The organism is Rhodoferax sp. U11-2br, assembly GCF_018619435.1.
In the GTDB taxonomy this organism is placed as follows: Bacteria; Pseudomonadota; Gammaproteobacteria; order Burkholderiales; family Burkholderiaceae_C; genus Rhodoferax.
The window spans coordinates 185,975-205,388 of sequence record NZ_JAHFZF010000004.1 but is presented as its reverse complement, the minus strand read 5'-3'; the positions used below and the strand labels follow the sequence as shown (position 1 = coordinate 205,388).

21 protein-coding genes are annotated in these 19,414 nt (G+C 59.1%); 8 read left to right on the top strand and 13 right to left on the bottom strand.

Annotation, left to right across the window (positions count from 1 at the left end; translation table 11 throughout):
• Positions 1–62 precede the first annotated feature (62 nt).
• From KKO72_RS04590 to rsgA, 3 genes are read left to right on the top strand one after another with little or no spacing between them, the layout of a single operon-like run.
• On the top strand, positions 63–1,349 hold the full coding sequence (locus KKO72_RS04590; protein WP_251140443.1) for a M48 family metallopeptidase: 1,287 nt from the start codon (positions 63–65) through the stop codon (positions 1,347–1,349).
• 47 nt (positions 1,350–1,396) lie between these two features.
• Positions 1,397–1,723: a 4a-hydroxytetrahydrobiopterin dehydratase gene (locus tag KKO72_RS04585; RefSeq protein ID WP_214935872.1), complete on the top strand. Its 327-nt coding sequence runs from the start codon at positions 1,397–1,399 to the stop codon at positions 1,721–1,723.
• Positions 1,723–2,643: a ribosome small subunit-dependent GTPase A gene (gene rsgA, locus KKO72_RS04580; protein WP_214935870.1), complete on the top strand. Its 921-nt coding sequence runs from the start codon at positions 1,723–1,725 to the stop codon at positions 2,641–2,643. The genes KKO72_RS04585 and rsgA overlap by 1 nt, the downstream gene beginning before the upstream one ends.
• Positions 2,644–2,650: 7 nt before the next feature.
• Here the strand turns inward: rsgA and hisC are convergent, their stop codons facing one another.
• The 7 genes from hisC to rpsP form a co-directional block, all read right to left on the bottom strand.
• The gene (gene hisC, locus KKO72_RS04575) at positions 2,651–3,730 is read right to left on the bottom strand and encodes a histidinol-phosphate transaminase (RefSeq protein ID WP_214935868.1); all 1,080 of its coding nucleotides are present in this window, start codon (positions 3,728–3,730) and stop codon (positions 2,651–2,653) included.
• Positions 3,731–3,802: 72 nt separating this feature from the next.
• The gene (locus tag KKO72_RS04570; RefSeq protein WP_214935866.1) at positions 3,803–4,774 is read right to left on the bottom strand and encodes a CobD/CbiB family protein; all 972 of its coding nucleotides are present in this window, start codon (positions 4,772–4,774) and stop codon (positions 3,803–3,805) included.
• A 38-nt stretch (positions 4,775–4,812) separates the two neighbouring features.
• Positions 4,813–5,487 (bottom strand): CoA pyrophosphatase, encoded by a 675-nt coding sequence (locus tag KKO72_RS04565; protein ID WP_214935864.1) that lies wholly within the window; start codon positions 5,485–5,487, stop codon positions 4,813–4,815.
• 73 nt (positions 5,488–5,560) lie between these two features.
• The gene (gene rplS, locus KKO72_RS04560) at positions 5,561–5,941 is read right to left on the bottom strand and encodes a 50S ribosomal protein L19 (protein WP_214935862.1); all 381 of its coding nucleotides are present in this window, start codon (positions 5,939–5,941) and stop codon (positions 5,561–5,563) included.
• Between the two features lie 101 nt (positions 5,942–6,042).
• The gene (gene trmD / locus KKO72_RS04555; RefSeq protein WP_214935860.1) at positions 6,043–6,786 is read right to left on the bottom strand and encodes a tRNA (guanosine(37)-N1)-methyltransferase TrmD; all 744 of its coding nucleotides are present in this window, start codon (positions 6,784–6,786) and stop codon (positions 6,043–6,045) included.
• 10 nt (positions 6,787–6,796) lie between these two features.
• Positions 6,797–7,360 (bottom strand): ribosome maturation factor RimM, encoded by a 564-nt coding sequence (gene rimM, locus KKO72_RS04550; protein WP_214935858.1) that lies wholly within the window; start codon positions 7,358–7,360, stop codon positions 6,797–6,799.
• An 8-nt stretch (positions 7,361–7,368) separates the two neighbouring features.
• Positions 7,369–7,620, bottom strand: a complete 252-nt coding sequence (gene rpsP / locus KKO72_RS04545; protein WP_078364027.1) for a 30S ribosomal protein S16 — start codon at positions 7,618–7,620, stop codon at positions 7,369–7,371.
• 130 nt (positions 7,621–7,750) lie between these two features.
• On the opposite strand from rpsP, the gene KKO72_RS04540 reads away from it, so the two are divergent.
• Positions 7,751–8,272 (top strand): GNAT family N-acetyltransferase, encoded by a 522-nt coding sequence (locus KKO72_RS04540; RefSeq protein WP_214935856.1) that lies wholly within the window; start codon positions 7,751–7,753, stop codon positions 8,270–8,272.
• 17 nt (positions 8,273–8,289) lie between these two features.
• Here KKO72_RS04540 and KKO72_RS04535 read toward each other — a convergent pair whose 3' ends face one another.
• The 6 genes from KKO72_RS04535 to KKO72_RS04510 form a co-directional block, all read right to left on the bottom strand.
• Positions 8,290–9,300, bottom strand: a complete 1,011-nt coding sequence (locus tag KKO72_RS04535) for an inorganic phosphate transporter (protein WP_214935854.1) — start codon at positions 9,298–9,300, stop codon at positions 8,290–8,292.
• A 20-nt stretch (positions 9,301–9,320) separates the two neighbouring features.
• Positions 9,321–9,968 (bottom strand): DUF47 domain-containing protein, encoded by a 648-nt coding sequence (locus KKO72_RS04530; RefSeq protein ID WP_214935852.1) that lies wholly within the window; start codon positions 9,966–9,968, stop codon positions 9,321–9,323.
• 161 nt (positions 9,969–10,129) lie between these two features.
• Positions 10,130–12,727 carry a bifunctional aconitate hydratase 2/2-methylisocitrate dehydratase gene (gene acnB, locus KKO72_RS04525; protein ID WP_214935851.1) on the bottom strand — a complete coding sequence of 866 codons (2,598 nt, stop codon included), beginning with the start codon at positions 12,725–12,727 and terminating at the stop codon, positions 10,130–10,132.
• A 58-nt stretch (positions 12,728–12,785) separates the two neighbouring features.
• Positions 12,786–13,421: a hypothetical protein gene (locus KKO72_RS04520; RefSeq protein ID WP_214935850.1), complete on the bottom strand. Its 636-nt coding sequence runs from the start codon at positions 13,419–13,421 to the stop codon at positions 12,786–12,788.
• Positions 13,422–13,451: 30 nt separating this feature from the next.
• On the bottom strand, positions 13,452–14,498 hold the full coding sequence (locus tag KKO72_RS04515) for a CoA ester lyase (protein WP_371736816.1): 1,047 nt from the start codon (positions 14,496–14,498) through the stop codon (positions 13,452–13,454).
• A gap of 25 nt (positions 14,499–14,523) precedes the next feature.
• Complete coding sequence (locus KKO72_RS04510; RefSeq protein WP_214935848.1) at positions 14,524–15,510, bottom strand: malate dehydrogenase; 987 nt, start codon at positions 15,508–15,510, stop codon at positions 14,524–14,526.
• 178 nt (positions 15,511–15,688) lie between these two features.
• Between KKO72_RS04510 and KKO72_RS04505 the strand changes: the two genes are divergently transcribed.
• The 4 genes from KKO72_RS04505 (at position 15,689) to sdhA (ending at position 19,402) form a co-directional block, all read left to right on the top strand.
• Complete coding sequence (locus KKO72_RS04505; protein WP_214935846.1) at positions 15,689–16,492, top strand: GntR family transcriptional regulator; 804 nt, start codon at positions 15,689–15,691, stop codon at positions 16,490–16,492.
• 191 nt (positions 16,493–16,683) lie between these two features.
• Positions 16,684–17,127: a succinate dehydrogenase, cytochrome b556 subunit gene (sdhC, locus tag KKO72_RS04500; RefSeq protein ID WP_214935844.1), complete on the top strand. Its 444-nt coding sequence runs from the start codon at positions 16,684–16,686 to the stop codon at positions 17,125–17,127.
• Positions 17,128–17,141: 14 nt separating this feature from the next.
• Complete coding sequence (gene sdhD, locus KKO72_RS04495; RefSeq protein WP_078364035.1) at positions 17,142–17,507, top strand: succinate dehydrogenase, hydrophobic membrane anchor protein; 366 nt, start codon at positions 17,142–17,144, stop codon at positions 17,505–17,507.
• A gap of 89 nt (positions 17,508–17,596) precedes the next feature.
• The gene (sdhA, locus tag KKO72_RS04490; protein ID WP_214935843.1) at positions 17,597–19,402 is read left to right on the top strand and encodes a succinate dehydrogenase flavoprotein subunit; all 1,806 of its coding nucleotides are present in this window, start codon (positions 17,597–17,599) and stop codon (positions 19,400–19,402) included.
• Positions 19,403–19,414: the final 12 nt, after the last annotated feature.

Here is a 19,414-nt window from a genome sequence, read left to right as displayed (position 1 = left end):
GGGTGGGGACGTGGGAGGTAGGCATGGGGCAAATTGTCGCCCATCACCTAAACTTCGGCGCCATGCACGACACAAACCTGTTTTTCGACCCGTCCCTGCGCTTGACGGTGGTGTTTGCCACGGTGCTGATGCTGGGCTTGTTGCTCAAATTCTGGCTCAGTTCACGCCAGATCCGCCATGTGGCCCAGCACCGAGACCAAGTGCCCGCCGCTTTTGCCCAGACCATCACCCTGGTCGCACATCAGAAAGCCGCTGACTACACCGTGGCGAAAGCACGTGTCGGTTTGGTGGAGATGGCACTGGGTGCGGTGGTTTTGCTGGGCTGGACGCTGCTGGGTGGCCTGTCCGCGCTGAACCAGTGGCTGGCGCCCTGGCTGGGTGTGGGTTTGCTGCAACAGCTGGCGGTGTTGGTCGGCTTTGCGCTGATCAGCGGCCTGATCGACCTGCCACTGTCGCTCTACCAGACCTTTGTGCTGGAGGAGCAGTTTGGCTTTAACAAAACAACGCTCAAGCTGTGGCTGATGGACATGGTCAAAGGTAGCCTGATCGGCGCCTTGATTGGCCTGCCGATTGCGGCGCTGATCCTGTGGATGATGGGCGCCAGCGGCGGCCTGTGGTGGTTGTGGGCCTGGTGTGTGTGGATGGGGTTTAACCTGCTGTTGCTGGTGATCTACCCCACCCTGATTGCGCCGATGTTCAATAAATTCACCCCGCTGCAGGACGACGCCGTCAAGGCGCGGGTCACGGCCTTGATGCAGCGCTGCGGTTTTTCAGCCAAGGGCCTGTTTGTGATGGATGGCAGCAAACGCAGCGCCCATGCCAACGCCTACTTCACCGGTTTTGGCGCCGCCAAACGGGTGGTGTTTTTTGACACCCTGCTCTCCAAGCTGAGCCCGGCCGAGGTGGACGCGGTGCTGGCGCATGAGCTGGGCCATTTCAAACACAAACACATCATCAAACGCATTGTGTCGATGTTTGCGATGAGTCTGGCCGGGTTTGCCCTGCTGGGCTGGCTGGCCACCCAAACCTGGTTCTACACCGGTCTGGGGGTGATGCCCAATCTGACCGCCCCCAATGACGCGCTGGCGCTGCTGCTGTTTCTGTTGGTGATGCCGGTGTTCAGCTTTTTTGTCTCGCCATTGTTGGCCCAGCTGTCGCGCAAACACGAATTTGAGGCCGACGCCTACGCCATGCAGCAGACCAGCGGGCAAGATTTATCCACCGCTTTGCTCAAGCTTTACGAGGACAATGCCTCTACCCTGACGCCCGATCCGGTGTACGTGGCGTTCTATTACTCGCACCCCAGCGCCTCGGAGCGGCTGGCGCGTATGCTGCCGACACCGGCCTAGGCCGCGCGTCAAGACTGCCACCACTCTCGCCAACTTAGTGAGGAAATATGCGTGTAGCCCATACAACACGAGCGCTCAAAGCTACAGAGATAGTAGCAAATCTGGCCAAACTGGAAGGCTGGACCCTCTCGGGTGACGGCGACAGCCTGGCCATCGAGAAGCCTTTTGGTTTTGCCAATTACTACCAGACCGTGGCCTTTGTGAACGCGGTGGCCTTCATCGCCCATTCCGAAGACCACCACCCCGAGCTGATCGTGCAACCGCGCCAATGCCTGGTGCGCTGGCGTACCCACGACGTGCACGGCATTTCGCCCGCCGACTTTGCCTGCGCCAAGCGGGTGGACGATCTGCAGCCCGAGACCATCGCCAGCTGATGGCGACACCCAACTTGCAAAACGGCCTGATTGTGGCCAACTATGGCCGCCATTTCCTGGTCGAAAGCGCCTTGGGCGAGCGGCGCATCTGCCACTCACGCGGCAAAAAAAGCCAGGGCGTGGTGGGTGACCGGGTGTGGTGGCAGGCCTCGCAGGACGAGGGCACGATCGAGAAAATCGAGCCCCGGCGCAACCTGTTTTACCGTCAGGACGAGGTGCGCACCAAATCCTTTGCCGCCAACCTGGACCAGGTGCTGATCCTGATCGCGGCCGAACCCGAGTTCTCCAGCAGCCAACTCTCGCGCGCACTGATTGCCGCCGAAGAGCAGCACATCACGCCAATCATTGCGCTCAACAAAAGTGATTTGAGCGCACCCTTTGCCCGTGCCTGGGCCTGGCTGGCGCCCTACCGGCAGATGGGTTACGACGTATTGCCGCTGGCCATGGTGCACAAAACCGAGACCGACCGGGACGCCCTGCTGCAACGCCTGAGCGGCAAAACCACGCTGGTGCTGGGCCCCTCGGGCGCGGGCAAAAGCACGCTGATCAACAGCCTGATTCCGGGCGCGCTGGCACAAACCGGCGAACTGTCACAAGCGCTGAACTCGGGCAAACACACCACCACCAGCACCACCTGGTATTGGCTCGATGGCGACAAGACCACCGCGCTGCTGGACTCGCCGGGGTTTCAGGAATTTGGGCTGAACCACATCGACCCGGCCCAGCTGGCCGCCTACATGCCCGACCTCAAACCGCATGTGGCGCACTGCAAGTTTTACAACTGCAGCCATTTGCACGAACCCGGTTGTGGCGTTATGGCTGCGGTCGAATCGGCCTCTAGCCCAGGTGAAATAAGCGCTAACCGCTACAAAATATACAGTGAGCTGTACGCCGAACTGAAACAGATCCGGCGTTACTGAAGCGCGACTACGACGCTTGCAGCAGCGATGCCAGCGCCTGCAACAAGGCATCACATTGCTGCGGTGTGCCCACACTGATGCGCAGGTACTGCTCGATGCGTGGCTGCTTGAAGTGGCGCACCAGCACGCCATGTGAGCGCAGGCCAGCGGCCAAAGTCGCCGCGTCAAACAACGGGTGCCGGGCAAACACATAGTTGGCTTGCGAGGGCAAGACCTCAAAGCCGAGGTCTTCGAGGGCCAGCACCAGGCCTTCACGGCTGCTCATCACCTGCTGGCGGGTACGCTCGAAATAAGCCGTGTCTTCCAATGCCGCCACCCCACCGGCAATCGCCAAGCGGTCCAGCGGGTAGGAGTTGAAGCTGTTTTTGACCCGCGTCAGCGCCTCGATCAGGTGCGCCTGGCCACAGGCGTAACCAATGCGCAAACCCGCCAGTGAGCGCGATTTGGACAAGGTGTGCACCACCAGCAGGTTCGGATAACGCGCAATCAAAGGCACCGCGCTCTGGCCGCCAAAGTCGACATAGGCCTCGTCCACCAGCACCACCGATGTAGGGTGCAGCTGCAGCAGTTGCTCGATGTCGGCCAGCGGCAAACCGATGCCGGTCGGCGCATTCGGGTTGGCGACCACCACACCGGCCACCGACTGGCCCGGCGCCAGCGCGTAGTCGGCCACGGCCAGGCGCAAACCCTCACGCAAGGGCACGGTCTGGGCGCTGATGCCGTAGAGCCGACAGTAGACCTGGTAGAAGCTGTAGCTGATGTCGGGCATCAGCAGCGGATGCGCCTGCTGGAAGAAGGCAAAAAATGCGTGTGCCAGCACCTCGTCCGAACCATTGCCAACAAACACATGTTGCTCGGCCAACCCAAGCTGTGTGGCGATGGCCTGGCGCAAGGCGCTCGATTCGGGGTCAGGGTAAAGCTGCAGGCCCTGTTGTGCCGCCTGCGTGATGGCCGCCACCACACGGGGTGACGGCGGATAAGGGTTCTCGTTGGTGTTGAGTTTGACCAGACGCTCGATCTTGGGCTGCTCACCGGGCAAATACGGCACCAGCTGCGCCAACACCGGACTGTAGAAGGACGACGACATCAGGAATCACTTCAAAATAAAGAGCTACATGCCCTTTATCCATAAGGGCTAGAGGCCAATTTCTCTTACAAACTAGCCCAGCAGCCGGGCCAGCGTCAACAAGGCCAGCATCAGCACCCACATGACCACGGTGCGCCACACCAGCCCCACCACCACCGCCAGATGCTGCAGCTCAGGACCGGGGCGACCGGCCGACACATCCTCGTCCAGCGGCATGGCCGCGCTTGGGCTGGGCATGTAAGCACGTGCACTGCTGCCACGCAAAGCGATGTTCACCGCACCCGACATGGCCGCCAGCACCAGACCGTCGTTGCTGGGGCGGCCTTGCTGGGCGAAGCGCCGCCAGCTGTCGATGGCTTCCTCAAAATTGCCGACCACCGCAAAACTGATGGCGGTGAGGCGGGCAGGTACCCAATCCATCAACGCCCAGGCGTGGTGGGCATTGTCTTGCGCGGCACGGCTGACAGGTTGCAGGTGCGCCTGACTTTGGTGTTGCCAGTAACGGGCGACAAACTCGGCCAGGCGGTACAACACCGCCCCGGTGGGCCCCAGTCCCAACACCGCCAGCACCGAAAACCAGGCCAGCACCCCAAACACATGGCGGTGTGCTGCCAATACCGAGATTTCAATCACCTGCCCGATGATTTCGGTGCGCGGCAGATCGCGGGCATCCATGTGCTGCCAGTCGGCCAGCAGGCGACGCGCCTTGGCATCGTCACCCTCGGCCAGGGCGTCACGGATCTGGGTGAAATGGAAACTGAACTGGCGAAAGCCGAGCGAGGTGTAGAGCACCAGCGCACTCCAGAGCACCGCCAGCGCCCAGCTGACAAAAAAACCCAGCAGCCAGTAGATCAGCAGCGCCGCCAGTGCGGGCCCACCCACCGCCAAGTACCAGACCAGCCAGCCATGCACCGGCTTGCCAGCATCGAGCATGCGCGCGCACCAGCGCACCCAAGACCGCATGGCCATGTGGATCGGATTGCCACGACCCAAAGGCCGCGCCTGTTCCAGCAGCAAGGCAAAAAGCACCGAGATGAAGCTCATGCAATGATCATAGCGGCTGCGCCCGGCTGGCTCTGGCCTCAGGCGCTCAAAAACCGGTAAAAGTTACGCAGCATGCCTGCGGTGGCACCCCAGATGTACCGCTCCTGCGAGCCGTCCTGATATGGCATGGACAACCAGTGACGCTCCACCCCCTGCCACAGCAGCTGATGGTGATGGTGATGGGCCGGGTCCATCAGGAAGGAGAGCGGCACCTCGAACACATCCGACACTTCATCGGCATTGGGCTGCAGGCGCAGGCCGGGTTGCAGTAGTGCCACCACCGGGGTTACCAAAAATGCAGAACCGGTGGTGTAGAGCGGCAACTGACCCAGCACTTCCAGCCCATCCGGTGCCAGCCCGACTTCCTCATAGGCTTCGCGCCGGGCGGCGGCGATGGCATCAACATCCTCTGCATCGACCTTGCCACCCGGAAAAGCGATCTGTCCTGCATGGGTGGACATGTGCGCGGGACGCTGGGTCAGCAGCACGGTGGGTTCCGTGTGCATCACGATGGGTATCAGCACCGCCGCGTGCATCGGCGCGCGGTCCATGAATTTTCTTTCAACCACCAACTCAGGTTGCCAAACCGGGGGCGCCAAAAAACGCTGACGCAAGGCATCGGGCTGCAGCCTGGCTACAGGCACTGGGGGCAAATGGGTGTCCACCTGAATCACCGGCACCTGGCGAGGGTCCATCACGGGTGCGGAAGTCATGAAAGCTCACACGCAGACGTAAAAAAACCGCCACTGTCACCAGCAGGCGGTTTTTTGGGAGGCATGGGCTGCCTTATGCGGCCACAACCGCGACCTTGCGGGCCGGCAGTTTTTCCTTGATACGTGCCGACTTGCCGCTGCGGTCGCGCAAGTAGTACAGCTTGGCACGGCGCACGTCACCACGGCGCTTGACTTCGATGCTGGCGATCAGCGGGCTGTAGGTTTGGAACGTACGTTCAACACCTTCGCCGCTGGAGATCTTGCGAACGGTGAAGCCGCTGTTGAGACCGCGGTTGCGCTTGGCAATCACGACACCTTCATAGGCCTGGACACGTTTGCGCGTACCTTCAACCACATTCAGGCTGACAACCACGGTGTCACCAGGGCCAAAGTCGGGCACTGTCTTGTTCAGACGAGCAATTTCTTCTTGCTCAAGGATTTGAATCAGATTCATAAAAGACCTCAAATGATCTTGCAAGCGCCAGTATCAGGATTGACACAGGCCCAAGGCGACATGCGCTTGAGCGGCCCCGCAGAGGATCGGTTAGCCTGCTATTATAGCCTGAGCAGCACAGCCTCGTCTTCGGAGCTCAGCAAACCGGCTTGTCGGGCTTGGGCCAGCACATCCGGACGCAGTCTGGCTGTCAGTATCAAACGTTGGTCACGCCGCCAGCGTTCAATACGCAGGTGGTGGCCCGATAACAGCACCTCGGGAACAGCCCTGCCCTGCCAGACCTCAGGGCGGGTGTAGTGCGGGCAGTCCAGCAAACCGTCCAGCGCCGGGTTGAAGCTGTCCTGGGCATGGCTGTCCGCATCACTGAGCACACCTGGTTGTAGCCGTGCCACCGCATCGAGCAGGGCCATGGCTGCAATCTCGCCACCCGACAGCACAAAATCACCCAAGCTGATCTGCTCGGTCACATGGGTGTCGATAAAACGCTGGTCCAGCCCCTCGTAACGACCACACAACAAGATCGCCCCCTGACTGCGGGCCCAGCGGGTGACCGCGGTGTGGGTCAGAGGCTGACCGATAGGGGAAAACAACACCACCGGGGCGTCATCAGCCCGCTCCTCACGCAGACGTGCCACACAGTGCGACAACGGCTCAGCCATCATGACCATGCCCGGCCCCCCGCCAAACGGCCGGTCATCGACCCGACGGTAATTGCCTTCGGCATAGTCGCGGGGATTGCTCAGCTTGACCTTGACCTGGCCTGATTCAAACGCACGTCGGGTGATCCCGGTCGTCAAAAACGGGGCAAACAGCTCAGGAAAAAGCGTGACCACATCAAATTGCATGATGTGTGCCTCAGTAGTCGGGTTGCCAGTCCACTAGGATGCGTCGGGCAGCCAGATCCACATCATCGACATAGGCCGCGACAAAAGGAATCATCCGCTGCAGGGTCTGGCCGTTAACCTGATCCTGCATCACGAGCACGGTTTGTGGGCCGGTGGACAGCAGTTCAGAGACTTGCCCCAGGCTCAGACCCTCACGGTTGACCACAGCCAGCCCGATCAAGTCGACCCAGTAATACTCATCTTTCTGAGGTGTCGGAAAACTCGACTTGGCGATAAAAATACGCGCACCACGCAGAGCATCGGCCGCAGTGCGGTCATCCACCTCGTGCGCAGAGGCCACCACGGTGTCCGAATGGGGTTTGGCTTCTTTGATTTTGAGCTGCCCAACACCGTCAAAGGTTTTGACACCTTTCTCGGTGGGCAGCAGGAACCAGCGCTTGGAAGAAAAAAGCGCCTCGGGATCGGCGCTATAAGGCAGGACCTTGAACCAGCCCTTGACGCCCCAGGCGTCTGCGATGCGCCCGACTTCGATGGCGTCTGCCGGCAGTTCGGCAGCCTCAAGGCCGGGCAGCATACTCACTCTCAGGCAGCTTTTTTGGCAGCCTGGTTCACCAAACGCTCCACAGTGGGCGACGCTTGAGCACCAACACTGCGCCAGTAGGTCAGGCGGTCCTGGGCGATACGGATGCTTTCTTCATTGGCAGTGGCGATCGGGTTGTAAAAACCGATGCGTTCAATGAAGCGACCATCACGACGGGTGCGCTTGTCAGCAACCACGATATTGAAGAACGGGCGAGCCTTAGCACCGCCACGGGCGAGTCGAATGACGACCATAATTGATCCTTTGGGAAGTGGCTTTTGAATTCCACGAAAATTGGCACCGAGCCCGACGTTTGAGACACGCGACTTGACCACCCGGCCAGCGACACGTCAGACAACCCAGTATTATATCTGTTCCAACACCATGCCAACCATTCGCCCCAGCACCCTCGACGACATCCCCCACATCACCGCCATTTATGCCCACCACGTGTTGCACGGCACCGGCACCTTTGAGGTCGAACCACCGAGCGAAAACGACATAGCGCAACGCCGTGCCGATGTGATCAACAAAGGCCTGCCCTATCTGGTGGCCGCCGACGGTGAGCGGGTTCTGGGTTATGCCTATTGCAACTGGTTCAAGCCAAGACCGGCCTACCGGTTCTCAGCAGAGGACTCGATTTACATCGCGCCCGAGGCTGCTGGCAGCGGTTTGGGCCGAGCCCTGATGGCAGAGCTCTTGCGCCAGGCCGAGCTGGCTGGTGTGCGCAAAATGATTGCGGTGATCGGTGATTCAGCCAATGCTGGGTCCATTGGGGTGCATCGCAGCGCAGGTTTCCGCCATGTGGGCATCCTGGAGGCCTGCGGCTGGAAGTTTGACCGCTGGCTGGATGTGGTGCTGATGGACAGAGCACTGGGCTTGGGCAACACCACAGCACCCGAGTAACACCAGACTCACAAGCCCTAGAACACCTGCAGGCTGATCCAGTAGGCCACCGCAGCCACAAAAGCGCTGGCCGGGATGGTCAGAATCCAAGCCCAGATGATGTTGCCGGCAACACCCCAGCGCACCGCGCTGGCGCGCCGTGTGGAGCCCACACCCACAATGGCACCGGTGATGGTGTGGGTGGTGGACACCGGAACGCCCATCGCGGTTGCCAAAAACAGTGTCAGCGCGCCACCGGTCTCGGCACAAAACCCACCCACCGGCTTGAGCTTGGTGATCTTCTGGCCCATGGTTTTCACGATGCGCCAGCCACCCAGCATGGTGCCCATCCCGATGGCCGAATAACAAATAACCACCACCCAGTTCGGCGGAGAACTGTCGCCCGCCTGCGCATACCCCGTGGCAATCAGCAGCATCCAGATGATGCCAATGGTCTTCTGCGCGTCGTTGCCACCATGCCCGAGGCTATAGGCACCGGCGGAAACCAGTTGCAGTCGCCGAAACCATTTGTCGACCTTCAGGGGACGATAGTCTCGGCACAGCCACGACACCAATACCATCATGATGGAGCCCAGCAGGAACCCCAGCAAAGGCGACACAAAGATGAAGATCACAGTCTTCATGATGCCCGAGATGATCAAGGACGCCACACCGGCTTTGGCAATCGCGGCCCCGGCAATCCCGCCAATCAGGGCATGGGATGAACTGCTCGGAATACCGTAATACCAGGTGATGAAATTCCAGGTGATGGCCCCCACAAGCGCCCCAAACACCACATGGGTGTCCACAATGCCGGGCAGGACCGTGCCCTTGCCAACGGTAGCAGCCACACTCAAGTGAAAAATGAAGATGGCAACGACATTAAAAAATGCCGCAAAAACAACGGCCTGACCAGGCTTGAGCACACCGGTGGAGACCACCGTGGCGATGGAGTTGGCGGCATCATGAAACCCGTTCATGAAGTCGAACACCACCGCCATCAACACCAGGACGACGACCACCCACGCAGCGGTTTGCACAGTTTCCATAACTAAAGTGCCACCGTTGATCAGGAATTCTCGAGGATGATGCCCTCGATCAGATTGGCCACGTCCTCACAGCGGTCGGTGATGGTTTCCAACAATTCATAAATGGCCTTGAGCTTGATCAGCTCACGCACATCAGGTTCTTCGCGGAACAACTTACTCATTGCAGTGCGCAAGACACGGTCTGCGTCACTCTCCAGTTTGTCGATCTCATCACAGGTCTTCAGAGCGGCTTCAGCGGTGGTTGCTTCGGCGATCTTGCTCAGCAAATACACCGCATCACGCAAACGCTCACAACATTTGACACTCAAGTCGGTCAACCGCTTGATCTCGTCCGTCATGTGGTGGATGTCGTACAAGGCCATGGTTTCGGCCGAGTCCTGAATCAAATCGGCCACGTCATCCATGGTGTTGATCAGGCCATGGATTTGTTCACGGTCAATCGGTGTAATGAAGGTTTTGTGAATGGCTTTGTTGACCTCGTGGGTGACACGGTCTGCCGCACCTTCGGCATGGTTGACTTCGCGGTGGTACTTCTCACGCAGCTCAACGTCGCTGTAGTTGGCCACCAAGTTCGAAAAAGCCTTGGCCGCCACCACAATGTGGTCGGCATGCTGGTTGAACATGGTGAAAAAATTGGTATCTCGCGGAAGCAGCTTGCCAAAAAACACGGTATCTCCTTGGGGAATAAGTCAGTTTGATGAACAAACTGTTAACAGCAGGAGTTTAACCGTGGCAATTTGCTGCACCGCAACAACGAAAATGCCCCGCAACCAGGATTGCGGGGCACAGCACCTGTCACAGGTGAATCGGGTAGAGGGCTAGATCAGACTCAAGCACAAGCAGCGTCTTTGACACCGTTGGCGGCGTCGGTGTAGTCCTTCACCTTGTCAAAGTTCAGGTACTGGTAGATCTTGCCACTGGCCGCTGTGAGCACGCCCATGTCGGCCATGTACTCGTCCTTGGTCGGGATACGACCCAGCTTGGAGCAGATCGCGGCCAACTCGGCACTGCCCAAGTACACATTGCTGTTTTTACCCAGGCGGTTCGGGAAGTTGCGGGTGGAGGTGGAAAACACCGTGGCACCTTCCTTGACCTGTGCCTGGTTGCCCATACACAGGCTACAGCCCGGCATTTCCATGCGTGCACCGGCACTGCCCAACACGCCGTAGTGACCTTCTTCGGTCAGTTGTTTGGCATCCATCTTGGTCGGTGGTGCCATCCACAGCTTGACCGGGATGTCACGTTTATTTTCGAGCAGCTTCGACGCTGCGCGGAAATGCCCGATGTTGGTCATGCAGGAGCCAATGAACACCTCGTCGATCTTGGCACCGGCCACATCCGACAGGGTCTTGACGTCATCCGGATCGTTCGGGCAGGCCACGATGGGTTCATGGATGTCTGCCAGGTCGATCTCGATCACACTGGCGTACTCGGCATCCGCATCGGCTTTGAGCAGCTGCGGGTTGGCCAACCAGGCTTCCATGGCTTTGATGCGGCGGTTGATGGTGCGCACGTCCGAGTAACCATTGGCAATCATCCACTTGAGCATGACGATGTTGCTGTTGATGTACTCAATGATCGGCTCTTTGTTCAGATGCACAGTGCAGCCTGCGGCGCTGCGTTCAGCGGATGCGTCGCTGAGTTCAAACGCCTGTTCGACCTTGAGGTCGGGCAGGCCTTCAATCTCCAGAATGCGCCCAGAGAACACGTTTTTCTTGCCTTGTTTGGCCACGGTCAGTTCGCCCGACTTGATGGCATACAGCGGGATGGCGTTGACCAGATCACGCAATGTGACGCCGGGCTGCATCTTGCCTTTGAAGCGCACCAGCACACTCTCGGGCATGTCCAGCGGCATGACGCCGGTGGCGGCACCAAAAGCCACCAAGCCAGAACCTGCCGGGAAACTGATGCCAATCGGGAAACGGGTGTGGCTGTCGCCACCTGTGCCCACGGTGTCAGGCAATAACATGCGGTTGAGCCAACTGTGGATGATGCCGTCACCCGGGCGCAGCGGGATACCACCGCGGTTGCTGATGAACTCCGGCAACTCGTGGTGCATCTTGACGTCGATCGGCTTGGGGTAAGCCGCCGTGTGGCAGAAGGACTGCATCACCAAATCGGCGCTGAAGCCCAGGCAAGCCAGGTCCTTCAACTCGTCGCGGGTCATCGGACCGGTGGTGTCCTGTGAGCCCACGCTGGTCATCTTGGGTTCGCAGTAGGTACCGGGCAAGACGCCCTGGCCTTCGGGCAGACCACAGGCGCGGCCGACCATTTTTTGCGCCAGGGTAAAGCCCTTGCCTGTGGCTTTCGGGTTTTGTGGCAGGCGGAACAGGGTCGACACCGGCAGGCCCAGCGCCTCACGCGCCTTGGCTGTCAGGCCACGGCCGATGATCAGGGGAATGCGGCCACCAGCGCGGACTTCGTCAAACAGCACTTCACTTTTGAGAGTGAACTCCGCAATGACAACGCCGCCCTTCAGCGCTTCTCCTTCATAAGGGCGCAGCTCGATGGTGTCACCCATGGCCATCTGGCTGACGTCAAGCTCAATGGGCAGGGCACCCGCGTCTTCCATCGTGTTGTAGAAAATCGGGGCGATCTTGGAGCCCAGACAGACACCACCAAAACGCTTGTTGGGCACAAAGGGAATGTCTTCGCCGGTGAACCACAACACACTGTTGGTGGCTGATTTGCGGCTGGAGCCTGTGCCGACCACGTCACCCACATAAGCCACCAGGTTGCCACGCGCACGCAGGTCTTCGATGAACTTGACCGGGCCACGTTTGCCATCTTCCTCGGGGGTGATGCCATCACGTTTGTTTTTGAGCATGGCTAGCGCATGCAAAGGGATGTCCGGGCGGCTCCAGGCATCAGGCGCTGGGCTCAGGTCGTCGGTGTTGGTCTCACCAGTGACCTTGAGCACGGTCAGCGTGATGCTCTTGGGTACTTCCGGGCGGCTGGTGAACCACTCGGCATCGGCCCAGCTCTGCAACACGGCCTTGGCAAAGGTATTGCCTTTGTCAGCCTTGTCCTTGACATCGTGGAACTGGTCAAACATCAGCAGGGTCTTTTTCAAACCCTCGGCTGCCACAGCCGCTACTGCGGCATCGTCCAGCAGGTCAATCAGCGGTGTCAGGTTGTAACCACCCAGCATGGTGCCCAGCAGTTCGGTGGCCTTAGCGCGGCTGATGAGTGAACACACTTCCGTGCCATGCGCCAACGCGGCCAGATAACTGGCCTTGACCTTGGCCGCATCATCGACACCGGCTGGCACACGATGTGTGATCAGGTCCAGCAAGAAGGCTTCCTCACCCGCTGGCGGGTTCTTCAGCAACTCAATCAAGTCAGCCGTTTGTTGCGCCGTCAATGGCAAGGCAGGGATACCCAGAGAGGCACGTTCGGCAACGTGGGCGCGGTAGGCTGGCAACATAGTTCAATCTCCTTTTTGAATCGGCAATACAGGCGGTGAGGGGAAGCAGCGGATCGGCTTAGTGAACCGTGCTCACTGGGGCAACAGTGGCGGCCGGTGTTGGCGCTGTCTGTTCAGTCACCACCGGCAAAGGTTCTAGCAAATTGGGCTGCGGATTTTTCGTCATGGCATCTGCCACTGCCACTTGCATGGGGGTCATGCAGGCATCGGCCAGGCGGGAGCCTGTCTTGTGGTTCATCAGCATCGACTTGTTGGACAGCTGCAGCCAGACGGCACCGGCCACAGGGTCCTCCAGCCGAATCGCACCGGTGCTGCTCACCACGGGAGCCATCTTGAATTTGAAATTCTTGCCCCAGACATCAAAGTAGCCTGGCGCAGCCGCCTCGGAGGCCACATTGACCACAACACCCAACTCACAGGGCATCCGGCCTACTTCGACGCGTTCGGCAATGGCCAACTCTTGCGGGCTCAGTGCGGCATCCGCAGCACGCATGCCCGAGGCCATTTGCGTGGCTTGTGTTTTGAGTTCAACCCGGCTTTTCGACTTTGCCGTGACCAGTTTCTTTTTGACCGGGGCTGGGCCAGGCGGCTGGGCATGCACCGTTGTCAAAGCGGCAGCCATGCCCAAGACCATCAGCGTCACCAAGGGCTTGAACCATCCACGCGTTGTAGGCGTCGGAATTACATTCTTCATCTCATCTCCTGTCGTCCACATGGACCGAACTCACAACACAAAATAGGGGAAGGCCGGGTCCTGGTGATCCAGTTGGGCCGTTTGATACGCTTTTTCAAGCACTTGCCAGTAATAGCGGTAGCTGGCTCGGTCATGTAATTTGCCTGCCACCGAAATCGGGGCCCAGTCGGCCGCATGAGCGGCACAAATGATATGACTGGCTTGCTCGACCTCGCTCTGCGCAGGGGTAAAAGCCGCCAGAATCGGGCGAATCTGGTCGGGATGGATACTCCACATGCGGGTATACCCCAGCTCGCGACTGGCCCGCAAAGCGGCTGCCCGCACCACATCGGGTCGCTTGAATTCGGTCACCACACAATGCGCGGGCACCTTGCCAAAGGCATGACTGGCGGCGCTGACTTCGAGTTTGGCACGCACCACCAGCGGGTGGCTGAACTGGTCATAGGTGGTCTGGGCACCGGGCTCAGCCACCGCCATCGCTGAGGCCGGAATGGCGCCACCGTGCGCCGAGACAAAGTCCATCAAGCCAAAACTCAGGGATTGCACCCGGGGGTGCGCCGCGATGGCGGCAACCTGCTGCACCGCCAGTGGCGACTCGATCAACACATGCAGCGGCAACGCCTGGGCACGGTTCGAGCTTGCCAGCGCCGCATCAATGACCCGCGCTGCCCGGTCCACATCCGCAACACCATCAACTTTGGGCAGCATCAGATGGCTCCAGGCCGCCCCGGCTTCACCCAGGACAATCTGAACATCTTGCTCAAACGCTGGGTGGTCCACCGGATGCACCCGCACCGCGACCCGTCGGGCGCCATTGATTGCTGTGTTTTTTGTAGCTACCGGCCCTTTATTGACAAGGGCTGAGACCATAAATGCATGGTCTTTTTCGCCCCCGACCGGGGCGCCATCCTCACAGTCCAGCGTGACATCAAACACACAGGTGCCGAACTCCTCGGTCATCTCGGCCTGCAGGGCCAGTGCCTTGAGCATCCGAGACTCAACACCACAGTAGTGGTCACACACCGGCAAGGGCGCTGCAACCGCAGCGCCCAGCAGCACATGGCGAGGATGGGTCACGTTGGTGTGATTCAGCTAGCTGCGTTCAGAGCAGATGGGCCACGCCAGCCTGTTCGTCTTGCAACTCTTTGAGCGTCTTGTTGATGCATTCCTGGCTGAACGCATCAATGGCCAAGCCTTCCACAATTTTGTACTCGCCGTCAACACAGGTGACAGGGAAGCCAAACATGGTGTCCTTGGGAATGCCATATTCGCCATTGGACGGGATGCCCATGGTGACCCACTTGCCGTTAGTGCCAAGTGCCCAGTCATGCATGTGGTCGATGGCTGCGTTGGCGGCAGAAGCTGCCGAAGAAACACCACGTGCGGCGATGATGGCCGCACCACGCTTGCCCACAGTCGGCAGGAAGGTGTTGGCGTTCCAGTCATGGTCGTTGATCATGTCTTTCACGCTGTTACCGTTGACCGTGGCGAAACGGTAGTCGGCGTACATGGTGGGTGAATGGTTGCCCCACACGGCCATTTTTTCGATGTCTGCCACAGCCTTGCCGGTCTTGGCCGCCAATTGGCTCAAAGCGCGGTTGTGGTCCAGACGCAGCATGGCGGTGAAGTTCTTGCGCGGCAGATCCGGCGCACTCTTCATGGCGATGTAGGCATTGGTATTGGCCGGGTTGCCAACCACCAGCACCTTGACGTTGCGCGAGGCCACCGCATTAAGCGCCTTGCCTTGGGCGGTGAAAATTTCAGCATTCACGGCCAACAACTCGGCACGCTCCATACCCGGGCCACGCGGGCGAGAACCAATCAACAGGGCGTAGTCCACATCCTTGAACGCGGCCAGCGGGTCGCTGTGCGCCTCGATACCGACCAGCAGCGGGAAAGCGCAGTCCTGCAATTCCATGATCACACCCTGCAGCGCCTGTTGTGCTTTTTCAACCGGCACTTCCAACAGGCTCAACACCACCGGCTGATCCTTGCCCAACATCTCACCGGAGGCTATGCGAAACAGAATGGCGTACCCAATTTGACCAGCTGCACCAGTAACAGCAACGCGAACAGGCTTCTTGCTCATAGTAAAACTCCAGAGATTGAGGTAGTAAATTCAGTGGGTGTCGGGGCGGATGATCCACTTCCATCTGCGCCAAGCCAAACGAGTGTACCTCCGAAAATCAAAAATCGTCAACTTGTCTTATGTCTTATATAAGATATGATTCGCCAAGCTATTCCTGAGAATTCAACCGCTTCCTGCCATGCCAACCCCGCCCGAAACCAGCCCTGAACGCGAACCGACCCCGGTGGTTGACGCCGTGTCAACCAGCAGCAATGCCACGCCCGCGTTCAGCCCGTTGTACCAGCAGATCAAAGGTTTGATTCTGGGCAGCTTGCGCTCCGGGGAATGGAAACCCGGAGAGATCATTCCGAGCGAAATCGAACTCGCCGCGCGCTTTCGGGTCAGCCAGGGCACCGTTAGAAAGGCCATCGACGAACTGGCTGCCGAAAACTTGTTGCTGCGTCGCCAGGGCAAAGGCACTTTTGTTGCCACTCACGCGGAGCAGCAAGTGCAATTCAGGTTTCTCCGGCTGGTACCCAACAGTGGCGCACGCGGCAGCGAGGGGCCCGCACAGCGCGATATCGTCGAATGTCGCCGGACCCGAGCCAGCACCGATGTGGCCAAGGCCTTGGCATTGCGCGCAGGCGACACGGTGTTGCAAATCCGTCGGGTGCTGGGGTTTGGCGGTGTGCCCGTCATCCTCGAAGACATCTGGCTGCCTGCCACACCGTTCAAAGGACTCACCGCCGAGCGGATGGCCAGTTACAAAGGTCCGACCTACGCCCTGTTCGAGACAGAATTTAATGTCCGGATGGTTCGCGCAGAAGAGAAAATTCGCGCCATCTCGGCCGCAGACATCCACGCGGAACTGCTGGGCGTGGCTTTGGGCACCCCGCTTCTGAGCGTGGAGCGCATTGCCTACACCTACCAAAGCGAACCCATGGAATTGCGTCGAGGTTATTACCGAACCGACACCCATCACTACCAAAATGACATGAACTAGGCAGCCATGCATGTCAGTGCACAGCAGACGACGCCCGACGCTTTTTTGCTTTTTGAGGGCCACCCAATAGACCTTCGACAGGCGTCAAGAACCATTTCATACCGGGGGTATGATGGTGCGTTTCGATAAAATTTTCATCGGTTGGTCATCCCTGATGACCAGGCAGTCACTTCAAACACAGAAAGCCAGTTATGTCTGAAACAGCGACGAGCAGTTCAAAAAAGCGCCCCCAGTTCAACAACATCGAATTCCCCAGTTTGATCACGTACCGCTGGCCGTTGGCGTCGCTGGCTTCGGGCATGCACCGGGTCAGTGGCGCCATCATGTTTTTCCTGATGCCTTTTGTGATCTGGATGTTCGACAGCTCGATTTCGTCTGAGGTCTCGTTTGCGCGCTTCAAAGCCGCCTTCAACATCGGCATGTTGGGCATTCCCGGGTTTCTCTGGAAACTGGTCGCGCTGGGCCTGATCTGGGCCATGTTGCACCACTTCATCGCAGGCATACGACACTTGTGGATGGACACCCATCATCACCATGTCACCAAGGACTTCGGTCGCCAAACCGCCGCAGTGGTGCTCGGTTTGACACTCAGCTTGACGGCTGTCCTTGGCGCCAAGCTGTTCGGCCTTTATTAATTCAGGAGTTACCCATGTCCGTCAATTACGGCTCTCACCGCACAGTTGTTGGTGCACATTACGGCGTACGCGACTGGTTGTCGCAACGGGTGACTGCGGTCATCCTGGCTCTTTTTACCGTCTTGCTGCTGGCACAAGTCATCTTCAGCAAAGGCCCGATCAGCTATGAGTTGTGGGCTGGCATCTTTGCCGCGCAATGGATGAAAACCTTGACCTTTGTCGTTTTCCTGTCCTTGTTCTATCACGTGTGGGTGGGCATGCGCAACATTTTCATGGACTATGTCAAACCGTATGCGGTGCGTTTTGTGCTGCACGTGTTTGCCATTGTCTGGCTGGCTGGCTGCGTGGGATGGGCCATTCAGGTTCTTTGGCGCCTGTAAGCCTTCTTCATTGATCAGAAGGCATCAGCCCAACCGGCGAGACAGACACGCCGAAGCGGGCTATCCATCAACAAATCACAAGAATCATCATGACTGCTACCTCCAAACTCACCACGCGCAAATTTGATGTTGTCATCGTCGGAGCCGGTGGCTCCGGCATGAGCGCCTCTTTGCGCCTGTCCAACGCAGGCCTGAACGTGGCCGTGTTGACCAAAGTGTTCCCCACCCGCTCACACACCGTCGCCGCCCAGGGCGGCATTGGTGCGAGCTTGGGCAACATGGCAGAAGACAACTGGCACTACCATTTTTATGACACCATCAAGGGCTCCGACTGGCTCGGTGACCAGGACGCCATTGAGTTCATGTGCCGCGAGGCCAATCAAGTGGTGTACGAACTGGAACACTTTGGCATGCCGTTTGACCGCAATGCCGACGGCACCATTTACCAACGACCCTTTGGTGGTCACACCGCCAACTACGGCGAAAAGCCGGTGCAACGTGCCTGCGCTGCAGCTGACCGTACCGGCCATGCCATGCTGCATACCCTGTACCAGCAAAACGTCAAGGCCCGCACCAACTTCTTTGTCGAATGGATGGCGCTGGATCTGATCCGCGACGCCGAAGGTGACGTGGTGGGGGTGACCGCACTGGAGATGGAAACCGGTGAGATCCACGTGCTGCGCGCCAAGTCCGTGTTGCTGGCGACCGGCGGTGCGGGCCGCATTTTTGCCGCATCCACCAATGCTTTCATCAACACCGGCGACGGTTTGGGCATCGCCGCGCGTGCCGGCATCCCGCTGCAAGACATGGAGTTCTGGCAGTTCCACCCCACCGGCGTGGCTGGCGCCGGTGTGTTGTTGACCGAAGGCTGTCGCGGCGAAGGCGCCATTTTGCGCAACAGTGCGGGCGAACGTTTTATGGAGCGTTACGCCCCCACCTTGAAGGACTTGGCGCCGCGTGACTTTGTATCGCGTTGTATGGACCAGGAAATCAAGGAAGGCCGCGGCTGTGGCCCGAACAAAAACTACATCAACCTGGACATGACCCACCTGGGCGCAGAAACCATTGCCAAGCGTCTGCCTAGCGTGTTCGAGATTGGCCACAACTTTGCCAACGTCGACATCACCAAGGAATCCATTCCCGTGGTGCCAACCATCCATTACCAGATGGGTGGTATCCCGACCAATATCTACGGCCAGGTTGTCACTCCTGACGGCAGCGGTTCACAGAAGGTGGTCAAGGGGCTTTATGCCGTGGGTGAATGCGCCTGCGTTAGCGTACACGGCGCCAACCGCCTGGGCACCAACTCATTGCTCGACATCGTGGTATTTGGCCGGGCCGCTGGCAAACACATCGTCCAGTTCAACAACGAGAACGACACCCACAAACCCCTGCCAGAAAATGGTGCTGACATTTCCCTCGACCGCCTGAATCGCCTGGACAACTCCACCTCCGGTGAATATGCCCAAGTCGTGGCGGATGACATCCGCAACACCATGCAAACCCACGCCAGTGTGTTCCGCACCCAGGCCAGCATGGACGAGGGGGTGGTCAAGATTGCAGCGATGCGCGAACGTGTCAAGAACATCACCTTGGCCGACAAATCCAAAATCTTCAACACAGCGCGTATTGAAGCGCTGGAAGTGGACAACATGATCGAAGCCGCCCAGGCCACCATGGTGTCTGCCGCTGCCCGCCGCGAATGCCGTGGCGCCCACACAGTGCTCGACTACGACCGCCCTGCCGACGACGCCACCTGCCCCCTGGGACGTGATGACGTCAATTGGATGAAACACACCTTGTGGGACCGGGACACCAACAGCCTGAGCTACAAACCAGTGAACCTCAAGCCGTTGACGGTGGCCTCTGTGCCGCCCAAGGTCCGCACGTTCTGATCTTGCCCCTCT